The organism is Guptibacillus hwajinpoensis, from assembly GCF_020524165.1.
GTDB lineage: Bacteria > Bacillota > Bacilli > Bacillales > Guptibacillaceae > Guptibacillus > Guptibacillus hwajinpoensis_D.
In genome coordinates this window covers 339,088-359,262 of the sequence record NZ_JAIVKU010000005.1, presented here as the reverse complement: position 1 = coordinate 359,262, position 20,175 = coordinate 339,088, and the positions used below count along the sequence as shown (strand labels likewise).

At 42.1% G+C, this 20,175-nt stretch carries 22 protein-coding genes and 1 riboswitch; of the genes, 16 read left to right on the top strand and 6 right to left on the bottom strand.

The genetic code is table 11. From position 1 onward, the window contains the following. Positions 1-188: 188 nt before the first annotated feature. Complete coding sequence (locus LC090_RS14855) at positions 189-1,700, top strand: DHA2 family efflux MFS transporter permease subunit (protein ID WP_226658810.1); 1,512 nt, start codon at positions 189-191, stop codon at positions 1,698-1,700. 57 nt (positions 1,701-1,757) lie between these two features. Here the strand turns inward: LC090_RS14855 and LC090_RS14850 are convergent, their stop codons facing one another. Genes LC090_RS14850 through LC090_RS14840 form a run of 3 tightly spaced genes read right to left on the bottom strand, consistent with a single transcriptional unit; the run spans position 1,758 to position 5,413 of the window. Then, positions 1,758-2,900 (bottom strand): Ger(x)C family spore germination protein, encoded by a 1,143-nt coding sequence (locus LC090_RS14850; protein ID WP_226658809.1) that lies wholly within the window; start codon positions 2,898-2,900, stop codon positions 1,758-1,760. After that, a complete protein-coding gene (locus LC090_RS14845; RefSeq protein WP_226658808.1) occupies positions 2,897-3,985 on the bottom strand; it encodes a GerAB/ArcD/ProY family transporter in 1,089 nt (362 codons plus the stop codon). The genes LC090_RS14850 and LC090_RS14845 overlap by 4 nt, the downstream gene beginning before the upstream one ends. Next, positions 3,986-5,413, bottom strand: a complete 1,428-nt coding sequence (locus LC090_RS14840; protein WP_226658807.1) for a spore germination protein — start codon at positions 5,411-5,413, stop codon at positions 3,986-3,988. A gap of 173 nt (positions 5,414-5,586) precedes the next feature. On the opposite strand from LC090_RS14840, the gene LC090_RS14835 reads away from it, so the two are divergent. From LC090_RS14835 to LC090_RS14825, 3 genes are all read left to right on the top strand, one after another. Next, positions 5,587-6,840 (top strand): NAD(P)/FAD-dependent oxidoreductase, encoded by a 1,254-nt coding sequence (locus tag LC090_RS14835; RefSeq protein ID WP_226658806.1) that lies wholly within the window; start codon positions 5,587-5,589, stop codon positions 6,838-6,840. A 43-nt stretch (positions 6,841-6,883) separates the two neighbouring features. Continuing rightward, entirely contained in the window at positions 6,884-7,201 is a 318-nt protein-coding gene (locus LC090_RS14830) for a Rieske 2Fe-2S domain-containing protein (protein ID WP_226658805.1), read from the top strand. Positions 7,202-7,272: 71 nt separating this feature from the next. After that, on the top strand, positions 7,273-8,064 hold the full coding sequence (locus LC090_RS14825) for a uroporphyrinogen-III synthase (protein ID WP_226658804.1): 792 nt from the start codon (positions 7,273-7,275) through the stop codon (positions 8,062-8,064). A gap of 53 nt (positions 8,065-8,117) precedes the next feature. Here the strand turns inward: LC090_RS14825 and LC090_RS14820 are convergent, their stop codons facing one another. The 3 genes from LC090_RS14820 to LC090_RS14810 form a co-directional block, all read right to left on the bottom strand. Beyond that, positions 8,118-8,423: a DUF3243 domain-containing protein gene (locus LC090_RS14820; protein WP_226658803.1), complete on the bottom strand. Its 306-nt coding sequence runs from the start codon at positions 8,421-8,423 to the stop codon at positions 8,118-8,120. A gap of 41 nt (positions 8,424-8,464) precedes the next feature. Continuing rightward, on the bottom strand, positions 8,465-8,650 hold the full coding sequence (locus tag LC090_RS14815; protein WP_159781926.1) for a YjzC family protein: 186 nt from the start codon (positions 8,648-8,650) through the stop codon (positions 8,465-8,467). A 238-nt stretch (positions 8,651-8,888) separates the two neighbouring features. Continuing rightward, the gene (locus LC090_RS14810) at positions 8,889-9,230 is read right to left on the bottom strand and encodes a DUF192 domain-containing protein (protein ID WP_226658802.1); all 342 of its coding nucleotides are present in this window, start codon (positions 9,228-9,230) and stop codon (positions 8,889-8,891) included. Between the two features lie 325 nt (positions 9,231-9,555). Between LC090_RS14810 and LC090_RS14805 the strand changes: the two genes are divergently transcribed. The 12 genes from LC090_RS14805 to LC090_RS14750 all read left to right on the top strand — a co-directional run bounded on the left by LC090_RS14805 (position 9,556) and on the right by LC090_RS14750 (position 20,159). Further along, on the top strand, positions 9,556-9,720 hold the full coding sequence (locus LC090_RS14805; RefSeq protein WP_226658801.1) for a Flp family type IVb pilin: 165 nt from the start codon (positions 9,556-9,558) through the stop codon (positions 9,718-9,720). Between the two features lie 70 nt (positions 9,721-9,790). Continuing rightward, positions 9,791-10,291 carry an A24 family peptidase gene (locus LC090_RS14800; RefSeq protein ID WP_226658800.1) on the top strand — a complete coding sequence of 167 codons (501 nt, stop codon included), beginning with the start codon at positions 9,791-9,793 and terminating at the stop codon, positions 10,289-10,291. Further along, positions 10,288-10,662, top strand: a complete 375-nt coding sequence (locus LC090_RS14795) for a TadE/TadG family type IV pilus assembly protein (RefSeq protein WP_226658799.1) — start codon at positions 10,288-10,290, stop codon at positions 10,660-10,662. Before LC090_RS14800 ends, LC090_RS14795 begins: the two co-directional genes overlap by 4 nt. Continuing rightward, positions 10,659-11,558 carry a pilus assembly protein TadG-related protein gene (locus LC090_RS14790; protein WP_226658798.1) on the top strand — a complete coding sequence of 300 codons (900 nt, stop codon included), beginning with the start codon at positions 10,659-10,661 and terminating at the stop codon, positions 11,556-11,558. The genes LC090_RS14795 and LC090_RS14790 overlap by 4 nt, the downstream gene beginning before the upstream one ends. A gap of 25 nt (positions 11,559-11,583) precedes the next feature. Further along, positions 11,584-12,147 (top strand): RcpC/CpaB family pilus assembly protein, encoded by a 564-nt coding sequence (locus LC090_RS14785; protein WP_226658797.1) that lies wholly within the window; start codon positions 11,584-11,586, stop codon positions 12,145-12,147. Continuing rightward, positions 12,144-13,322 (top strand): AAA family ATPase, encoded by a 1,179-nt coding sequence (locus LC090_RS14780; RefSeq protein WP_226658796.1) that lies wholly within the window; start codon positions 12,144-12,146, stop codon positions 13,320-13,322. Before LC090_RS14785 ends, LC090_RS14780 begins: the two co-directional genes overlap by 4 nt. 13 nt (positions 13,323-13,335) lie before the next feature. Next, a complete protein-coding gene (locus LC090_RS14775) occupies positions 13,336-14,667 on the top strand; it encodes a CpaF family protein (protein WP_226658795.1) in 1,332 nt (443 codons plus the stop codon). A 1-nt stretch (position 14,668) separates the two neighbouring features. Further along, positions 14,669-15,628, top strand: a complete 960-nt coding sequence (locus tag LC090_RS14770) for a type II secretion system F family protein (RefSeq protein ID WP_226658794.1) — start codon at positions 14,669-14,671, stop codon at positions 15,626-15,628. A 3-nt stretch (positions 15,629-15,631) separates the two neighbouring features. Further along, positions 15,632-16,558 carry a type II secretion system F family protein gene (locus tag LC090_RS14765; RefSeq protein ID WP_226658793.1) on the top strand — a complete coding sequence of 309 codons (927 nt, stop codon included), beginning with the start codon at positions 15,632-15,634 and terminating at the stop codon, positions 16,556-16,558. A 127-nt stretch (positions 16,559-16,685) separates the two neighbouring features. Beyond that, positions 16,686-17,549, top strand: a complete 864-nt coding sequence (locus LC090_RS14760) for an MBL fold metallo-hydrolase (RefSeq protein WP_226658792.1) — start codon at positions 16,686-16,688, stop codon at positions 17,547-17,549. Continuing rightward, complete coding sequence (locus LC090_RS14755) at positions 17,546-17,911, top strand: hypothetical protein (protein ID WP_226658791.1); 366 nt, start codon at positions 17,546-17,548, stop codon at positions 17,909-17,911. The genes LC090_RS14760 and LC090_RS14755 overlap by 4 nt, the downstream gene beginning before the upstream one ends. Positions 17,912-18,059: 148 nt before the next feature. Next, a riboswitch (SAM riboswitch) is annotated at positions 18,060-18,171 on the top strand. Between the two features lie 170 nt (positions 18,172-18,341). Continuing rightward, the gene (locus LC090_RS14750) at positions 18,342-20,159 is read left to right on the top strand and encodes an assimilatory sulfite reductase (NADPH) flavoprotein subunit (protein WP_226658790.1); all 1,818 of its coding nucleotides are present in this window, start codon (positions 18,342-18,344) and stop codon (positions 20,157-20,159) included. Positions 20,160-20,175 lie beyond the last annotated feature (16 nt).

Here is a 20,175-nt window from a genome sequence, read left to right as displayed (position 1 = left end):
TTCAATTTATTTAAACGCAAATTGTACTGTCGGTATAAAACAGATCATACCTTAATTTTATCATTGAAACAAATCCTTTTAAATTGGGAAGAAATAATGATTGCAAAAATTGAACTGCTGGTATATGATATGAGAGATTTGAACCGATGGTATAAATAATTGAACTAAAGGTATATGGGGGTATAATGATGAGTCAATCCGTTAAAGAGACGCCTCGTCCACAGTATGGTATTCTTGCCATTTTGATCGTTGGTGCGTTTATTGCGTTTCTTAATAATACATTGCTTAATATTGCACTGCCGTCGATTATGGCGGATTTACAAATTGAAACGGCCACGGTTCAGTGGCTTACAACAGGTTTTATGCTAGTGAACGGGATTATGATCCCAGCAACAGCGTTTCTTATTGAGAAATATTCCGTACGTCGTCTATTTCTTGTGGCGATCGGACTATTTACAATTGGTACAGTCATCGCAGGGATGGCAGAGATTTTCCCGGTTCTATTAGGAGGGCGAATGCTGCAAGCTTCAGGTTCAGCAATCATGATGCCGCTCTTGATGAATGTGATGCTCATTAGCTTTCCGATTGAGAAAAGAGGAGCGGCAATGGGGGTTTTCGGACTCATTCTTATGGCAGCTCCAGCGATTGGTCCAACGTTATCCGGTTGGATTATCGAACACTATGATTGGCGCATGCTTTTCCACTTCGTTACGCCTATTGCGATTACAATCTTCTTACTCGGGTTTTTCTTACTAAAGGATAAGAAAGAAAAAGTTAATATTCGACTTGATTTGTTTTCTCTTGTTTTATCAAGTGCAGGATTTGGTGGCATTCTATATGGCTTTAGTTCTGCAGGAAATAAAGGATGGGATAGTCCACAAGTCTATTTAACGATCGCGATTGGTGTGATCTCACTCACCACCTTTATTATTCGACAGTCGAAGCAAGAGCGTCCGATGTTAAACTTTACGATATTTAAATACCCAATGTTCGCTCTTTCGTCGTCCATTACGATGGTTGTGAACATGGCGATGTTTTCAGGGATGCTATTACTACCAATCTACGTACAAACGATTCGCGGTATTTCACCGCTCGATGCCGGCTTGATGATGCTGCCAGGTGCACTCGTTATGGCCTTCATGTCACCGATTACGGGGCGTTTGTTTGATAAAATTGGTGGGCGTATCCTAGCTACAACTGGTCTTGCGATTACAGTAGTCACGACTTACCTGTTCAGTACATTGTCGATGGATACAACGTATAACTACATTATGATTCTTCATGCTGTGCGCATGTTTGGGATGTCGATGGTCATGATGCCCGTTTCCACAAATGGGTTAAATCAACTGCCTGCTCGTTTCTATCCTCATGGAACAGCCATGAACAATACTTTAAACCAGGTGGCAGGGGCGATCGGGACAGCGCTGCTTGTAACCATTATGTCAAACCGAACAGAATCTACTGCAGCTAATCTTGCGAAGGAAGCAGCGGCAGGTGGAGTAGATCCGGCTACGCTTCAACAGCAAATCGCCATGCAGGCTATGCTCGAAGGGATTAACTTTGCCTTCTTTATTGCTACCTTTATCGCGGGTCTTGCCTTTGTGCTTGCCTTCTTCATTAAACGCGCTGGTCGTGAAGAAGAAGTGAAGAAGCCGATTGTCCCCGAGTCAAAGCCTGTTGATCTTGTAACAAATGCATAGAATCATGAAAAAGGATGAAGCCATCGTGCTTCATCCTTTTTATCATCTTTTTTCACACTAATTGATGTCCTGTGTACCATAGCCTGTTAAAGTGAAATCGACATCAATTGTTACGGGCAATTGAGCAAAAATACGTTCCCAATCCTGATGATTGTTTTGCCAATAGGCGGGTTCCTTAATGCTGGTCCACATACCTAATTCCAGGTAATCGAGCTTTTGTTCCTGGGCGATAGAGATAACGTGCTCAATCTCTTCTTTGACGACCTTTTCGCCCTGTTCTTTTAGCTGATCTTCCCATCCTTCTTGAAAGACGTCTCGCTTAATTTCCCAATCCTCTGCAAGTCTCAGAGAGCTTTTGACTTTTAGCTGAACGGAAAGTTGTCCACCTTTTATCACTGGCTCGATGGTTGTGTTGGCTTTCATAATCTCAAGCACTGCTTGATCTTCTGGAGAATTTTTCTCTTTAATGGCTACTAATCCACCGCTCACTTCATTCGTAATCCATTTTAATCCTCCAATTTCTTGAGGTGTCAGCCAACCGGCGATTTGCTCTGTTTTATTCGAAATGATACCACCACCAAGCAAGCGAAGACGTCCTTTATTGATCCCAACTTCGGGAATGATGAAGCTAGACCCTTCCGTAATTTTTTTGGACACTTCTCCAAACTTTAACGTATCTTGTATATACAAACTGCGGTCATGGTTTTGTGTGAGCTCTTTCAATTGAACCGCTGGAAACATTTCTTTCGTTGGTTCAACTGCAAGAATATCCGAAGAAGATTCCTTCGTGATAAAAACCGCCACGGTTCTCCTGAATTCATGATCTCGAAGAAAGAAGCTAATTAATTGCTTAAGCGGCTCTTCTTTTAGAAGCTTTTCAGATAAAACAATGGATTTTAAATGAGTATAATTTGGTGGACGATCCGTCTCAAGTGAATTTTCTCGAATGATTTGAAAAAAGTTGCTCCCGGTTAATGTAAGGTTTTGATAAGGTATGCCTCCTGACCTTCCGATCTGTGTTCCTTCTATATTGTTTGGAACAACGTATTGATTGGTCATGGAAAAAATATCTTCATCCGATTCATTGTAATCGAGTCCAATTCCCATGATCATCCCCAGATCTTCTATTTCATTACTGTCCCAGCATGAAGTAAGGAAAAGAAGTTGAAGAGAGATGAAAACGAGCAAGCCTTTCTTCATTTCATTGCCCCCTTTTTGAACGAAAAGAGGAATAACAAGAGTGGAATGGCGATTAAAGATGCGTAAGATAAATAGTTTAAATAGGTTCCATATGAAAAAAGCTCTGTAATGCCTGAAGGTAGCAGAGAAAGTATCAGAATAACCAAACCGATGATTGCATTTATTAAAAATGTTTTTTTACAGTTAACAGTTTTGCAAAAGCCAAGCATTGCAGAATAATAATAAGCGGTAAGGGTGGTGAAAATGGTGATAATCCATCCAAATAAAAAGAGAAGCTCAAATCTTTCGAAGAAAAACCCCTGAAATTCGATCGCTTTCGCCATTTCGATCGTAGGGAACGTGATCACCTTCAACTCTTCAATACTGAGAACTCCAATATTTAGGATGAAGAACAGAACATAAATAAAGCATACACTCCCAATACTTATTCCTAGAATAGAGGCAACTGGTTTCCAACGAGTAAGACGATGTTCTCCAGATAGAACCATTAAGAGCTCATATCCTACGAATGAAAAAAAGGTTGAGTTGACTCCTTTTAATAAGTCGATTCCATCCATATAGAGGATCGGTCGCAAATGAGTAGGTTCAATGTTTTTTATGCTAAGTAAGGTTAAGAGCAGAAACATGAACAAAATTATTGGGAAATACAGTTGGAAGAAAAGCAGGATATTAGGTAGTCCGCTTGAAACAAGGTACATACAAGAGAGTACAAGAACTAGCAAGACAACGATTTTGGGTGTTTTATCAAGTAAGTAATAATTTACAATTTCGGCCATGGTTCGAATGACATAGGCAGAAATTGCAATCGTATAGCAAACGAAAACCAGATTGAAGAGCTTTCCAAACCATTTTCCTACTAATTCTGGCGCAATATCAAAAACGGTTTTTAACGGGTATTTCTTCATTAACATAAAGATTAAAAGCGCATTGATGAAGGCGACGATCCCCCCTAGAATCACACTAATCCACATATTAGGCTGTCCAACAACCGAAGCTGTTTCACGTGGTAGCGTGACGATTCCCACACCAATAATAGTTGAAATAAAAAAGATAATGATGGGAAGAGAGTGCTGGTTGTTTTGCAATTAAATCCCCGTCCTTTTTCCCACACGGTAATAGAGCCGTATAATGGAGTCTTTCCATCGTTTAAAATGAATGGGTGCAAATGGTTCCATATAAGGGCTCGAGAAGCTTCTCAGTTTAATGAGATGGGTAGTTACAATAAAGATGGCGATTAGCAATCCGTATACTCCAAGCATTGCTGCAAAAAACAAGAAAAAAAATCGAATTGTTCTGAGCGCAAGGCTAAGTTGGTAATTCGGTATTGCAAAGGAACAGATGGCTGTAAATGAGATCACCATGACCATCATGGGACTCACAATACCTGAACTTACGGCTGTTTCTCCGATTACGATCGCCCCCACAATGCTAACAGTGGAACCAATTGGTTTAGGAAGACGCACGCCAGCTTCGCGAAGAATTTCGATTGTTAGCTCCATGATAAATGCCTCAATAACCGAAGGAAACGGAACGCCCTCTCTCGTTTTTGACAAAGATACGGCGAGACTTGTAGGAATCAGGCCATGGTGAAAGGAGATAAGTGAAATATATGCGGCTGGTAAAAGGACAGAAATTAGTGCTGTAAAATAGCTCAACATTCTAAGGAGCGATGCTGGAATCCATTTGAAGTAATAGTCGTCAGGCGCTTGAAGAAGCATATTGAGCGTTGTGGGGGCAACTAAAACCGTCGGCGAACCATCTGTCATAATCGCAACGCGCCCCTCAAGTAGTGCATTGGCCACTTTCGTTGGATGCTGAGTCGAAGTCAGTTCAGGAAAAACAGAAAGAGGATTAAGTTCAATCAGCTGCTCAAGCACCCCTGCATCCGTGATATAATCTACCTCAATTTTCGTGATTCGATTTCTGACTTCGTTAATTAACGTCTCACTCGCTTTTCCCTTTAAGTAAGTGATTGAAATGGATGTAACAACATCTTTTCCAACAAGATACTGTTCAAACAAAAGATCGCTCGTTTTTAAGTGAGTACGCAATAATGCTTTATTGTCTTGAATGCATTCGATAAAACCATCTCGTGGCCCACTGATTGTTGGCTCATTTACCGGTTCATCCGGTGATCTCTTAACAGAATAAGTTGTTTTTACAGAATAGACGTGGTCATCGGTCGTTTCCCGTACAATAAGCACCGTACATCCATCCATCAGATGTCTTGAAATGGTGCTGTGATCTTCAATGTTAGTTACAGATGCCATCGGGATCAGGTCAGGGATATCCGTTGGGCTAATCTTTGTGTCGTCCTTTGAGATCGTTAGTAGCGGACTTAGGATGGTTTTTTGAATGACCATGCGATCTGAAATGTCATCAAGATACAAAAGGATAAGAGTGAGACCATCGAGTTGAATTGTTTTATGCTTCAGGTCTTCACTGTTATGAAACTCTAACTTAATTTGTTCTTCTACTAATGAAGAAGACCGTACGAATCGCTTTCTTTTCATAGCACCATCACTCCGAAAATAATCTCTCCTTATCTTTCACTAAAATCAATAAACTATCCTTTTTGTACCTGTCCTGTTAAAACCCTGTTAGGATATATGACCAATTTGTTATTTTCAATTTTCAAACATGGTACGATTTTGCATATTGTACAGTCCAGAAAGAAGGGGATCGCTTGAAAAAACGCCTTGTCGTAATTGGAAACGGGCTTGCTGGTATTCAGTTTCTTGAACGCTTGCTTTTGATGAAGCCCTCTAGTTTTGAAGTAACCATCATTGGAAAGGAGCCAGCTTATAAAAGGTATTTACTCTCTCGTATTCTTCAAAAAGACGTTACGCTTGAAAAGGCAGATGTTGAGGATGGAAATTGGTATAAACAGCGTGGGATACGGCTTATTGAAAATGAAACTGTCATTTCGATTGACCCGCTCGGTCGCTATGTGAAAACAGAAAGAGGACGTAAACTTGCCTACGACATCTTAGTCTTTGCGACGGGAGCTCATCCGCATGTCCTTCCAGTAAAAGGGGCAGGAAAAAGTGGCGTCATGACGTTTCGCTCAATGAATGATTGCAAAGCTTTAATGGAGGCACCCAAACAGTATCGCAAAGCTGCCGTGATTGGGGCAGGCATTCTTGGGCTAGAAACTGCGATGGGTCTTGTTCAACGAGGAATGGAGACGACAGTTGTTCATCATCAACCAAATGTAATGAATCGACAGCTCGATCGTCTTGCCTCTGAAATGTTACAAGAAGATCTAGAAAAGTTAGGCATTCAATTTGCCCTACGCAAACGCACAAAAGAAATTTTAGGTGAAGCTTGTGCCGAAGGGCTCTCCTTTTCAGATGGGACTTCCCTTGAGGCAGATTTCGTTGTTATGGCTGTAGGCGTTAAGCCGAATGTTGAGCTTGCTAAAAAAAGTGGGGTAGATGTGCACCGCGGTATTCTTGTAAATGATTATTTGCAAACGAGTGATCCACATATTTATGCGATAGGAGAGTGCGCTGAGCATCGTGATGTCACGTATGGAGTAATCGATCCCATTATTGATCAAGCCGAACATCTAGCGAGAACGATTGTTGGCCGTCCGGAGCAATACCATGGTTCTATCGCTTCAACGACTCTAAATATTTCGAGAATCAGCTTGTTCTCGATTGGACAGGTGCTTGAAACGGAAGATACGAGAACGTACCAATGGATTGATCCGATTCGTCACATTTACAAAAAGATTGTCACCTTACACGGTCATGTCATCGGGGCGATTCTTTACGGAGACACTTCAGAAGCTGTAAAGTTGGCCAAACTCGTTAACCGTTTAGCACCTGTTTCCGAAATTCCTTCAAATCAACTTTTTCCTGAAGAAAGAAAGAGGAAAAACAAATTAACGCTTGTTCCCAAAAGTGATCAAGCTTCAAAAACAGCGCAAAGCTAGTTCGAAGGGGATCACGAAAAAAGGCTTTAGGAGGGCGGATGAAATGCCAGTTCAAGCTGTCAAAATCAATGTGGGGAGAACCCGTGATCACGTTCCTGGTTTTGGCCGTGCGATTGATTTACTCCAGCTATCAATCGCCATTTTTTGTTTGCCAGATGGCACGTTTCGAGCTCTTCATAACCGTTGTCCAAAGGGCGGGGCAATTGTTCATGGAGAATTGAGTGAGCGTTTTATTACGTGCCTCGATCATCAATGTTGCATTGATCTCATGACAGGGAGGCTCCAATCGAATTTGAACAGCAAGGTCGAAACGTTTCCTGTGGAGGTCGAGGATGGCTTTATTTACGTCACCCTAGAATAAAGTTTAGTTGAACAAATGAACACGGTGCTGTACCCTCTATTTAAGATGTGGCTTAAGGAGATGGTAGAGGCATGGGACTTAAAGGAAAAAGGATTGCTGTAACTGGGGGGCGTAAAGGAGAAGAAATTCGAACCCTTATTGAAAAGCAGGGTGGAACAGCGTTTATTCGCCCAGCTCAGGGAACGGTTTTTACGAATGAAGCACATGTGGTTCAATCGATACAAGAAATCATTGAAACCCCTCCGCAATTGTTGATTTTTACGACTGGTATGGGGGAAAAGAGAATGGCTGAACTTGCGGAAGCAAACGGTCTAGGAGAGCCTTATGAACAACTGATTAGAAGCGTTCCAATTGCCGTTCGAGGAACGAAAACCCTCCAGCATTTTAAGCAAAAAGGCATTACCCCAGCAATAGTTGCCGATCGTGGGACGATGAATCAACTCGAGCATTCGCTCACGATCGAGAATCAGTCCATTGCTCTCCAAATGCATGGAGAAAATGTTCCAACGTTTATCGAAACGCTTGAGCGAGCGAACAATGTTGTTCGAACGATTTATCCATACGAGCATACACCGCCAGAAGAAGAGGTGCTCGAACGATTAATTGAGGAGATGGAAAGTGGGATTCTTGATGTGGTGGCATTTACGAGCGCCATCCAAGTACGGTATTTTTTTGAATATAGTGATAGGGTACGAAAGAAAAGCAGTATTTTAGAAATGTTTAATGAAGAAATTCTTCCAGTAGCGGTGGGAGAAGTAACGGAAGAACATTTGAAAGAACAGGGAGTGAATCGAGTATTAACGCCAGCCACACCACGTATGGGTGCGATGGTGATGGAGATCGCTAACTATTATCGAGCATAAAGATCCAATATAAAGCCGTCTTCCACTTATGGATGACGGCTTTTCGTTTGGCTTTAATTTGTTTGATTTGCAAGCTTTACGAGGACGTGAGCCATATGTTGACGCTCTTCTTCGTTCGCTGCGTTCCATAGCTCATTTAATACTTTCTCTTCGCGGTTACGCGGCTCTTCATGCTTCGCAAGATAGTCGGCAACGCGCTTAGCACCTTTCGAAAGACCTTCTTCGCCAAGACCAAGTTTCTCACCTTTGTGAACCTGATCTCCAAGATAATCTTTAAATGAATTGAAATTGTTCATGATGTCATCTTTCTTATCCTCACTCATATGGGCAACGGCTTGTTTAGGATCTTTCTCTGCCATGTTCGTTCATCTCCCTTCAGTTCGTTCACACGTTCTCTGTATTACGCCTTTTTCCAGTATGCCGATTCTTTGCTTGATCGAAGAGGAGGAAAGGTTTCTCCGCTTTGAAGGCTAATGTGTTTCTCATCTTCTGTTGGGTTACTGGACTTATTTCCGTTAGTTAAACCATCGAACTCATACTTGCCATTTTCCGGAGCCTTTTCACCTGTTTTGTAACGATCTGCCATTTCACTCATCTCCTTTGTTTGTTAAGTACATTGGGTATGTAACCGGAAACAGCAGACATTAAACCCATTAATTGGTTTGTTGGCATATTGTAATGTGCTGATATGGTTTTGTGATGTTTAGAGGGGAGAGTTACGCAGGTTTTCATATATCCTGTTTTTAACAAAGCGAAGTACTAAACCATAGAAATGTAAAAGCGTTAGTGTCCCTTTTTATGGAAAACTGACGCTTTTTGTTGCATTAGAGAGTAAGGAAGTCCTCTTCTTTAACCCCATACCGTTCAATCGCTCCTGCGGGCAATTCGAGAGTTGAATATGCACCTTTAACGGGAAGGACAAACCTCCAAGGCTTAAGGTTGTGTACGACTTTAATGACTTCGTTCTGTTTGCTTAGAAAGACAACATCGATCGAAAAGAACATAAAACACATATGGATGGAGTTACACGGAGTAATCAGAAGGGCTTCCTCGTGAAGGGGTCGTTTCCGGAACATTAGTCCTTTTAGTCGTTCAAGAAAGGTATCTGCTTTTACAATCGCAATCGGAAGTGTTCGATATAGAGTGCTTTTGTTTTTTGTGATCATGACGATTCTCCTAATGAATGACGTTTCTTATACTATAAATCAAGCGATTTTTAATCTCAATAGTGAATATAGACCTAAATAATTTGTAAAAAAAAGAAAAAAGGACTTTACAAATTCGCTATAACGAATTATTATAAAGTTAAGGTTGTTCTATAAAAAGAACAAATCGATTTAAAGCGAACACTATACTGAACAAACCGTGTTAGTCATAGTGTTTGAAAGGAGCTGGAGCAAACATCTCAGTACCATTAAAGAACAGCTGATGACACGGTAGTTATGATTTCTTTCATACATTTTAAAAAAACAATATCCTAAGGGGGAAAAAATGATGTTGAAAAAAATGGAGCAGTTTGTAAGAGAAGAAGAAGGACAAGGTATGGCGGAGTATGGATTGATTTTGGCGGGGGTAGCGGTTGTGGCAGCAGCGATATTTGTAACGCTTGGTGGAAAGATTAACTCTCTAATCCAATCAGTTATAGATAAATTATAAAACAAGAAGAATTAAACCCTGGCCCCACTTACCCAAGTGGGGCCAAATTTAAAAACAAAGAGGGACTGCGATGGTATACAGTATCCTGGGGATCGTGCTACTTATTTCATTTATAACGGACGTGCGCAATCGACGCATTTTAAATATCGTTACGTTTCCTGCGATGGGAATTGGCTTACTTTATTACACGATGACGCTCGGCTTGAAAGGGTTTCTATTTAGCGGAGCTGGACTTCTTGTTGGTTTCGCGCTTCTTCTCATTCCGTATTTGTTAGGGGGAATGGGTGCTGGTGATGTGAAGTTGCTTGCATCAGTTGGGGCGTTAACGGGCACTTCTTTCGTTCTTCATTCATTTTTTTATACGGCTCTTATCGGTGGCATGATCGGTCTTTTTCTTATTTTAAAAAGAATGTCGTTATGGAAGTATGTAAAGTCACCAACTTATGCGTTGTATGCCCTTATGAATATGAAGGGGCTTCCAAGTAACAAAGAGAGCAAGCTCACCTATCCTTATGGTGTTGCGATTACGTTTGGAACGATCTGCGCTGCTTTTTTAGGAGGGGTGGTATGAGATCAGAAAAAGGACAATCAATCGTTGAGTTTGCGCTTGTCCTCCCTATCCTTGTCATGCTGTTGTTCGGCATTATTGATTTCGGACGTATTTTTCACACTTACCTGGCGATTGACCATGCAAGCCGAGAAGCTGCGAGAACAGCGAGCATTGGAGAAAATGATGCCGCTATTGTTTCAACGGCAGTTGCAAGTGCCTCAAGCATTCACCTAACTGCTGGTCAGGTTGCGGTCTCACCAGGCGGAACAAAAGCTTCTGGAAGCGACGTGACCGTTACCATTACGTACCCGATCCACTTTCTCACGCCGGTCGTTTCAAATTTAACAGGACCGATTACGCTATCCAGTTCAACTGTCATGAGGATGGAATGATGAAGAACTTACGAGCTCTATTAATGAATGAAAAAGGCAACGTAGCCGTCATGCTAGCGCTTAGTTTAACTGTCCTGCTTGGAGTAACAGCGATGGTGGTCGATGTTGGAAGACTTTATCATGAAAAAAGAATTCTTCAAAATGCGATGGATGCAGCAGCGCTTTCCGGGGCTCAGGGGTTAGTAACGAGTGAGGTAAGTGCTGCTTCGATTGCAAAAGACCTTGCGAGCAAAAATTCGTTCCCCGTTTCCAATAGCGATCTCACCATCACAAATAAGTCGATCAAAGTATCAAGAGAATCGACAGTTCCGATGACCTTTGCCCGTGTGTTTGGGATCCAGGAAGCTTCGGTTCAAGCAGCGGCAAAAGCTGAAATTGGCTTATTAAAATCAGCTAAGCGCGTCACGCCGATCGCGATTGAGTATACCGCGATTCCAAATGAAACAGAGCTAAAGTGTGAGAATACCGGCAATCATCATGGGAACTGCGGCTACCTTGATATCGATAGTAACGGAGCGAGCGGACTAGCTGACAAGATTATCAATGGGACAGAAATTGAAGTAGGTACGTCTGTCCAAACTGAGCCAGGACAAAAGTGGGGACCTGTTGAGGGGGCCATTGAAACGCTAATAAGTAAAGATGCAGGAAAATCAAAATGTCAGCAAGCATTGACTGCGGATTATTCGTGCGCACGCGTCATCGTTATCCCGCTTATTGATTCATGGGATGGCGCAAATGGTAAATCATCCGTCAAAGTCGTTGGGTTATCCGCTTACTGGATTGATCGGTTAGATGAACCAAAACGGATTGTAGGGGAATTTAAAGATATCGTGACGAGTGGGGAAATTGGCAGTACAGGACCAGGAAACTTATACGGTGTCACGCTGGTGGAATAGGTAGATGAGAAGTGAGGGATGAGGAATGAAAACAAAGCGAATTTGGATGTGGTCCGTTATTTTTGGAGCATTCGCAACAGTGATTGTATATGTCGCGCTCTTTACAAATTTAACAACGGATGCCGAAACGGAGGTTAAGAAAGTAGAAGCCCCCGAGGTAGCAGCAGAGACAGCCGTTCCGAAACGAGAGATACCAAATTCAATCGTTGAGGTAACCGAAGGAAAACGCGCTCTTTCGATCGATGTTGAATTAGCACCTGGCGTTTCAGGATATATTGAACCGAACTCATTTGTCGATGTGATCGCTTATGAAACGATGATTGATGAAGAAGAGAAAGAATTCAAGTCAGCCGTTATGATGTTGCAAAAGGTGAAGGTGTTAAGTTCAGGGAAATCATCTGATAGCACGGAAGAAGCGCTCCATTATGAAACGGTTACGCTTGAAGTCACACCAGAGGAAGGTGTCAGTTTAAGTCTAGCGGCTAAGGATAAAGATGGGTTTTACCTGATGCTAAGAAATAGTGAAGACGATGGAACGGTGAAAGAAGGATTGAAAGAAACACGTCAGGTTTATAAGGAGACGGAATGATGACGGACTTATACTGGTATTTTTATTCAGATACGAATGCCCAAGCGGGCGAATTGGAAGAGCTTCTAATAAAGAAAAATTACAAGTTAAAAAGTTTTCAACTATTAGAAGATCTCTTTCACCAGCTTGAGTGTTCACCTTATGCGATTCTTTTTCTGAAAGCCAACACGTCTTACAACGTGTATGATCTTTGTCAGGAAATATCGATGAAGTTCCCTTCCATTTATCCAATTATCCTCGTTCCTGAAAATATGGAAAACACGAAAAAAGCGATGCGTGTTGGTGCATCAAATCTCCTTACTTATTCTGCTGATACAGATGAAATAAATGATGTCATCCTCCAGGCGCAAACTTATATGAGGCAAAGAGCTAGTAAGGGAGATGGTGCACCGCAGTTGCAAAAACAAAATAGTCGCGTTATCGCAGTCTGTGGTTCAAAAGGAGGGGTGGGTAAAACATCACTCGCGGTCAATCTCGCCAATGCCTTTATAAAAGGTGGAAAAAGCGTTGTGATTCTGGATGCGAATTTTCAATTTGGCGATGTCGCGATGTATTTAGACGTAAAGCCGAATCGCACGATTTATGAGTGGGTGAAAGAAGCGGTTGAACGAGGTCGATATGGGATTGAAAGCTATGTTTCTCACCACTCGAGCGGAATCGCTATTCTCCCACCGCCTCCTCGACCGGAGTTTTTTGAGATTATGACGGAAGAACACGTGGCGCTGGCGGTAGCTGAACTGCGTAAAAGCTATGACGTGATTCTGATTGATACGCCAGCGTCTCTTTCAGAAATTCATCTTAAAAGTCTTGATCTTGCCGATGACCTTCTTTTGGTTACAACAAGTGATCTCCCTGTGTTAAGAAACACGAAGCTTTACGTTGATATGCTTGAATCTCTCCATTTCACTGACAAGGTTCATGTGCTTTTAAATAGGGATTCAAAGCATCGTGCGATTGAAGTGAAGCGGTTGGAAGGGATTCTCCAAAATCCTGTTTTTGCTACGATACCGGATGTGGGCAAGCAAATGACAACAGCAATCAATGAAGGACATCCATTTGTGTTAAAAAATGGGCGTCATTCTTTTTCAAAAAGTATGCTTCATTTATCCCATCTGATCTTGCCACTGACAGAAGAAGCAGAGAAAAAAACAAAACGATTTGCACTGAGTCGATGAAGGAGGAGTTCCATTGTCGCTTTTTAAACGATACGTCGAAGAAGAGGCATTGCAAGTGGAAGAACAGAGGGAAGCACCAATCGTTAAGTCAGTGGAGTACAAGCAGTTAGAAACAAAACTACAAACGGCTTTATTAGAAGAACTTAAAAAGCACCAATTTCAAAGAGAAGAAGAGTCGCTGAAAATTCGAGAGTGGGGAAAAGATTTTCTAGATAAGGAAGCAGAGCGGCTAACGTTTGAAGAAAAAAAACAGATGCTTGAATCGGTTGAGTATGAACTACTTGGATATGGTCCCATAACGCCTCTTCTCGATGATGATACGGTTTCTGAAGTAATGGTAAACGGAGCGCAGGCCATCTATTACGAGCAGTACGGAAAATTGAAAAGAAGTCACCTTTCTTTTCAAGATGATGAACATTTAAGTCGTGTGATCGAACGCATTGTTGCCCCACTTGGAAGAAGAATCGATGAGAGTTCCCCAATGGTGGACGCGCGTCTGCCGGATGGTTCGCGTGTGAATGCTGTCATCCCTCCGCTGTCATTAAAGGGACCCTCCCTTACCATACGGAAATTCTCAAGCATTCCTCTTCAAATGAACGATCTCGTTCATTACCAGACAGTAAGTGAAGAGATGGCCGAGTTTCTAGAAATCTGTGTCAAAGCGAGGTTAAATATTTTTATTAGCGGAGGAACAGGATCGGGGAAAACGTCATCGCTTAATGTTCTCTCTTCCTTTATTCCTAATGATGAACGGATTGTTACGATAGAAGATGCGGCTGAATTAAATTTATCTCAGGAGCATGTCGTTTCGCTAGAATCACGCCCGGCGAATATCGAAGGAAAGGGTGAGATTACGATACGTGAACTCGTTCGTAATGCACTTCGGATGCGACCGGATCGTATTGTTGTGGGAGAGGTGCGCGGAGCTGAAGCGCTCGATATGCTTCAAGCAATGAATACGGGGCATGATGGGAGTCTTAGTACAGGTCACGCGAACTCACCGAGAGACATGCTTTCTCGTCTGGAAACGATGGTCCTAATGGCGGGGTTTGACTTACCACTACGAGCGATTCGAGAGCAAATCGCGAATGCGCTTGATTTGATCGTTCAGCAGGCGAGAATGAAGGATGGATCAAGGAAGATTACAAGAATTACGGAAGTACTGGGGATGGAAGAGAATATTATCGTACTCCAAGATTTGTTTGTTTACAAAGAAACTGGGCGTGACATCGATGGGAAAGTAGAAGGGTATTTTGAAACGACGGGTGTTCGGCCACATCTTTCAGAGCAGCTTGAACAAAATGGCTACACGATTCCATCATCCTGGTTTAAAGAGGTGTGGTAAGATGAACGATCCACTCATGATCTTCCTACTTTTTGTTAGCTTTACGGTATTTTTCTATTTTTTAGCCAAAAGATTGATACGCAAAAAACATACGAACAAACGAATCAAGGAGTTTATTCCACATGCGACCACCGTTTCAGAAGTAGAAGAAAAGCAAAAGAAACAAACGCTGCAGCAAATGATTGGTTCGTTTGCTAAAGCATTTGCTGGTATGCGCTTTAGTCAAAAAACGCAGGGGTACCTCGTTCAATCGGGAAGTTTATTAAAACCAGAGGAGTTTTTTGTGATTCGACTCCTAAGTGCACTAACGTGTACGGGATTGGTATACGGAATGGGTGTACCGTGGTATGGCCTTTTCCCGACGGTGCTCATCGGGTTTATGATTCCATCCATTTATATGAAAACGAAAGCTCAAAAGCGGATTAAACTTCTGTCCTATCAACTTGTGGAAGCACTTGGCACTATGTCGAATTCGATGAGAGCTGGATTTAGCTTTGTGCAAACAATGCAACTAATTGGAAAAGAAATGCCTGATCCACTCGGACCCGAATTTGATCGTGCTGTTCGCGAAATTGGAATGGGGGTACCGATGGAGGATGTGTTTCAAAGTTTGTTAGAACGCTTACCGAATAAAGAGCTTGAAGTCGTCGTACAGGCCATTCTCGCACAGCGAAAGAGCGGTGGGAATCTTGCGCAGCTGATGGATACGATGGAAGATACGATTCGCGGAAGAATCCGGATCCTTGAAGAGCTTAAAACGCTAACCGCTCAAGGGAAGCTTTCTTCATGGATTATTACGGCACTTCCAGTCTTTATGGGAATCTATCTTTATTTCGTAAGTCCTGACTATCTTGAGCCAATGCTTACGAACCCGTTAGGATTGTTTCTATTGGGCGCTGGAGTGATTTCACTTTTCATTGGTTGGTTTTTTATTCAAAGAATTGTACGGATTGAGGTGTAGCAGATGATTTCCGTTTTATTTATGATTTGTGCCTTCATCTTTTTTATTTTCTTAAGCGCAGCCGTTCTTAAAACCGTTTTTCGAAAAGAACTTGCCCTCGAAATGAGGGTGGAACATTATTTTGGACAGAATGAAACCCTCGAGCGTAAAACAAAAAATAGAGTAAGCGGATTAGCACACCCGCTGTTTCGCAAATATTGGGGGATAGGGATTGAGCAGGTGAACAAAACATTTGCAAGAAAGAATCAAATGAGGTTGACGATTCTTCTCCATGAAGCTGGATTTGGAAGACGATCCGCAGTTGAATTCCGTTTAATTCAACTTCTTCTCAGCATTGGTGGAGGTTTTGTTACTTTCTTGCTGATTACACCTGTTACAGATGGGAATGCCTCAACAAGCTTTCTTTTAGCTCTCGGGATCGCTTTCTTATTTTATCGCTATCCGTTGTTTTATTTAGCTAAGAAAAAGACACAGCGAGTGAAATTCATCAATAAAGAAATGTCGGATTTTTTTGATATGGTAAGCCTGCTACTTGAAGCGGGTGTCGGTCTTGAAGGAGCAATCGCAAACGTATGTGCACGCAAACCTGGACCGCTTGCAGATGAGTTCACTCAAGCATTGGATGAAATGAAGCGTGGGAAAGCAAGACGAGAAGCCTTTTACAGTTTGAAAAAACGAGTTCCGTCTGATCATTTTCAAAGTGTGATGATGTCGGTTATTCAAGCAGATCATCTTGGGATCGGAATGTCAAAAGTCATTAAAAACATTACGACCCGCATCCGCGAGCAAAGACGTGAGCTCGCTCGAGAGCAAGCGATGAAAGCACCTGTCAAAATGCTGATTCCGATGGTGGTCTTCGTTTTTCCACCACTATTTATTATTATTATTGGACCGATGGTGGTGAAAATAATCGTAGATGGATTTGGTTAATGCGAATGGATTGGAAAGACACTTCTCGCGTTGGAGTGTCTTTTTTTGAATTGGAAAATAGTTCGTGGAGACCTCGACTCGTCTATAAGTGGTAAGATGAAGAAAAGAAACTTTTGGAGGTACCATCATGCAACAAATGAAACAAATTGGTGATCGCTTTTATTATCAAACGCCGGTTTCCGAAACAGACCGACCGATTCTTGGTATGGTTATTGGAGAGCGTAAGTCATTGATGATTGACGCGGGAAACTCAGAAGCACATGCGCATGACTTTTTAGAAGAGCTTTTAAAGCGTGGGGTTAGAAGACCTGACATCGTCGCGCTCACACACTGGCATTGGGATCATATTTTTGGCTTATCGGCTCTTCGAGAAATGGTATCCATTTCTTCCCTAAAAACAAAACATGCAATGGCTAAACTGCTTTCATTATCGTGGTCTGATGAAGCTCTTGATCACCGTGTGAAAGAAGGAACGGAAATTGAATTTTGTGCAACCGCCATCAAAAAGGAATTCGTGGATCATCGTGATATTACGATTACTCTTCCGGATCTAACCTTTGAGGACAAGCTGGAAATTGATCTTGGTGGCGTAACGTGTATCCTCCAGCATGTTGGAGGCGACCATGCGGCTGATTCAGTCGTTGTTTACATCAAAGAAGAAAAAATTCTATTTTTAGGTGACTGCTTCTATCCAGATATTTTCTCCAGGAAAACCAACTATACGGTCACCACGACAAATCGACTGCTTGATGATCTCGAAAGATTTGACGCGAAATGGGTCATTTTATCACACGGGGAAGCCATCCCAATGGAAGAGTTTAGGAAAGAAGTAAAGCTTTTGCGAACGGTTTCTTCCATTACAGTAGCGTGTAGTGGGGATGAGCAAGAAATGCAACGTTCTTTCAAGGAGATCGTTGGCAGAGAATTGAACGAAGAAGAACGTGAAGTGATTCAAGAGTTTGCAAACGGGTATAGCTTGTCATCGATATGAAAGATTTCAACTCGCTTACGTATAAAGAAATCACGATCCGATATGCAGTACTGACGATTTTGCTAGCTACAACAATCTTTATAGTACCTTACAACCTACCGCTTTTGGTTTATCTTATTTGCATGGGGATTGCGATCACTTTTGTTGATGTAAACCTTGTGAAATGGCTCCGAGGTATGTCGAGAAGAATTTCCTCCAAAGGAGATATCACACGAACCGGTACAATTTCTTTTGTGGCTATTCTATTACTAGTAGTCCCTCTACATGACTCGCTCGTGATCAGGGTGGGATTAATCTTCCTTTTCCTTATTGTAAATGTGATTGAATTCATTAAACTTAAAAAGAAGCATCAATTATCGTAAAATAGGCCTAAATCATTTGACTCATTTTTCTTACATATCGCTTTTAAGTTAATGGAATGGTGATAATTTTCTAATAATACATTGACATTTCATGAAACAAAAGATAATATTTGAAACAATCATTGTTATTTAAACTTTATAGCAACATTTCTTATCAAGAGAGGTGGAGGGACTGGCCCTTTGAAGCCTCGGCAACCGATGAGTTGAATTGTCATCTCATACTGTGCCAAATCCAGCAGGTGTATCCTGAAAGATAAGAAGAATGGCTTCGCACTTACAAACCTTTCTTCTTATGGACAGAGAAGAAAGTTTTTTTTATGTGTTCATCTTACAGGAAAGGGGCATGCCCACGACTTCATTTTGTTTTAAATCCGGGTAAACAACTTGTATTACATTGAATTAAATAATGACATAGGTGAGGTGGAATGTATTGCAGTTTCAGGTTGTGAATAGTCCTTTTGATCAGGAACAAACCGAGCTTTTAAATCGTCTTTTACCAACACTTAGTGAGACCCAGAAAATATGGTTAAGTGGCTATCTTTCTGTACCGGGAGTGGCAGAGGCAGCCGCCTCGACTGAAGCGGTCGTTTCTTCTACTGAAGAAGCATTCACAGAAAATGAACCGAAAACACGTGAGATCACCATTCTCTATGGCTCTCATACGGGGAATTCTCAGGCGCTTGCCGAATCTTTTTTTGAGAGGCTAGAGAGTGAAAAGTATCACGTGACACTTTCATCGCTGGATGATTTTAAACCAAAGTCGCTTAAAAAGGTAGAAGATCTATTATTCATTACGAGTACGCATGGAGATGGGGATCCTCCGGATAATGCGCTCAGCTTTTATGATTTTATTCAGAGTAAGCGAGCACCTGAGTTAAACGGATTAAGATTTTCTGTCCTATCACTTGGGGATAGCTCTTATGAATTCTTCTGCCAAACAGGAAAAGATTTCGACAGACGTTTTGAAGAATTAGGGGCTACTAGAATTTATCCTCGTGTCGACTGTGACTTGGATTTCGAAGAACCTGCGGAAGAATGGTTTGAAGGTGTTATGCATGTCCTTTCTGATGCACCGTCCAAAGGTGAATCGTCTCCTTCTAAGAAATCTAGTGAAACGAGTCTTACGTATTCAAGGACAAATCCGTTTAAAGCAGAAATACTAGAGAATATCAATTTGAACGGACGGGGCTCTAATAAAGAAACGCGACACCTCGAACTTGATCTTGAAGGTTCAAATCTCGTATACGAGCCAGGTGACAGTCTGGGAATTTATCCTGAGAATGATACGAATCTCGTTCTGCAACTTATTGAAGAAATGAACTGGGACCCAAATAGCAAGGTAACCGTCAACAAGCAGGGAGACGTGCAGTCTCTACAGGAAGCTTTAACGAAAACATATGAGGTGACAAGTTTAACAAAGCCATTGCTTAAGAAGATTGCTGAGCTTACAAAGAGCACGGAGCTTCTCCGCATGGTTGAAGCGGAAGGGGAAGAGCTTAAAACATACATTTATGGAAGAGATCTCATTGATTTAGTAAGAGATTACGGTCCATGGGAAATCGCTGCAGCTGAATTTGTGAAGGTGCTACGTAAAATTCCCGTTCGTCTGTACTCGATCGCAAGCAGTCCGAAAGCGAGCGAAGATGAAGTGCACCTGACCATTGGGGCACTTAGGTACGATGCACACGGGCGAGCAAGGACCGGCGTTTGCTCCGGACAGTGTGCAGAGCGCTCACAACCGGGCGATACACTTCCAGTCTTTGTCCAACGGAATGAGAACTTTAGACTTCCTGACAATCCTGACACGCCGGTAATCATGATTGGAGCAGGCACGGGTGTTGCCCCTTATCGTGCTTTCTTACAAGAACGAGAAGAAATTGGCGCAAGTGGCGATACGTGGCTGTTCTTTGGTGAACAGCATTTTGTCACCGACTTTCTTTACCAAGTTGAATGGCAAAAATGGTTAAAAGGTGGTGTGCTTACCCGAATGGACGTAGCTTTTTCACGTGATGCTGAGGAGAAAGTGTATGTGCAGCATCGGATGCGAGAGCGAAGCAAAGAGATCTTTGAGTGGTTGGAAAAAGGCGCCCACGTCTATGTGTGTGGTGATGAAAAGTATATGGCAAAAGATGTTCATATCGCCCTCGTTAACATTCTTGAACAGCAAGGCGGTTTAAGTGAGTCTGAAGCCGAGGCGTATCTTGCTGATCTACGTAACGCGAAACGCTACCAGCGAGATGTGTACTAAGCGTGATGGAAGGAGT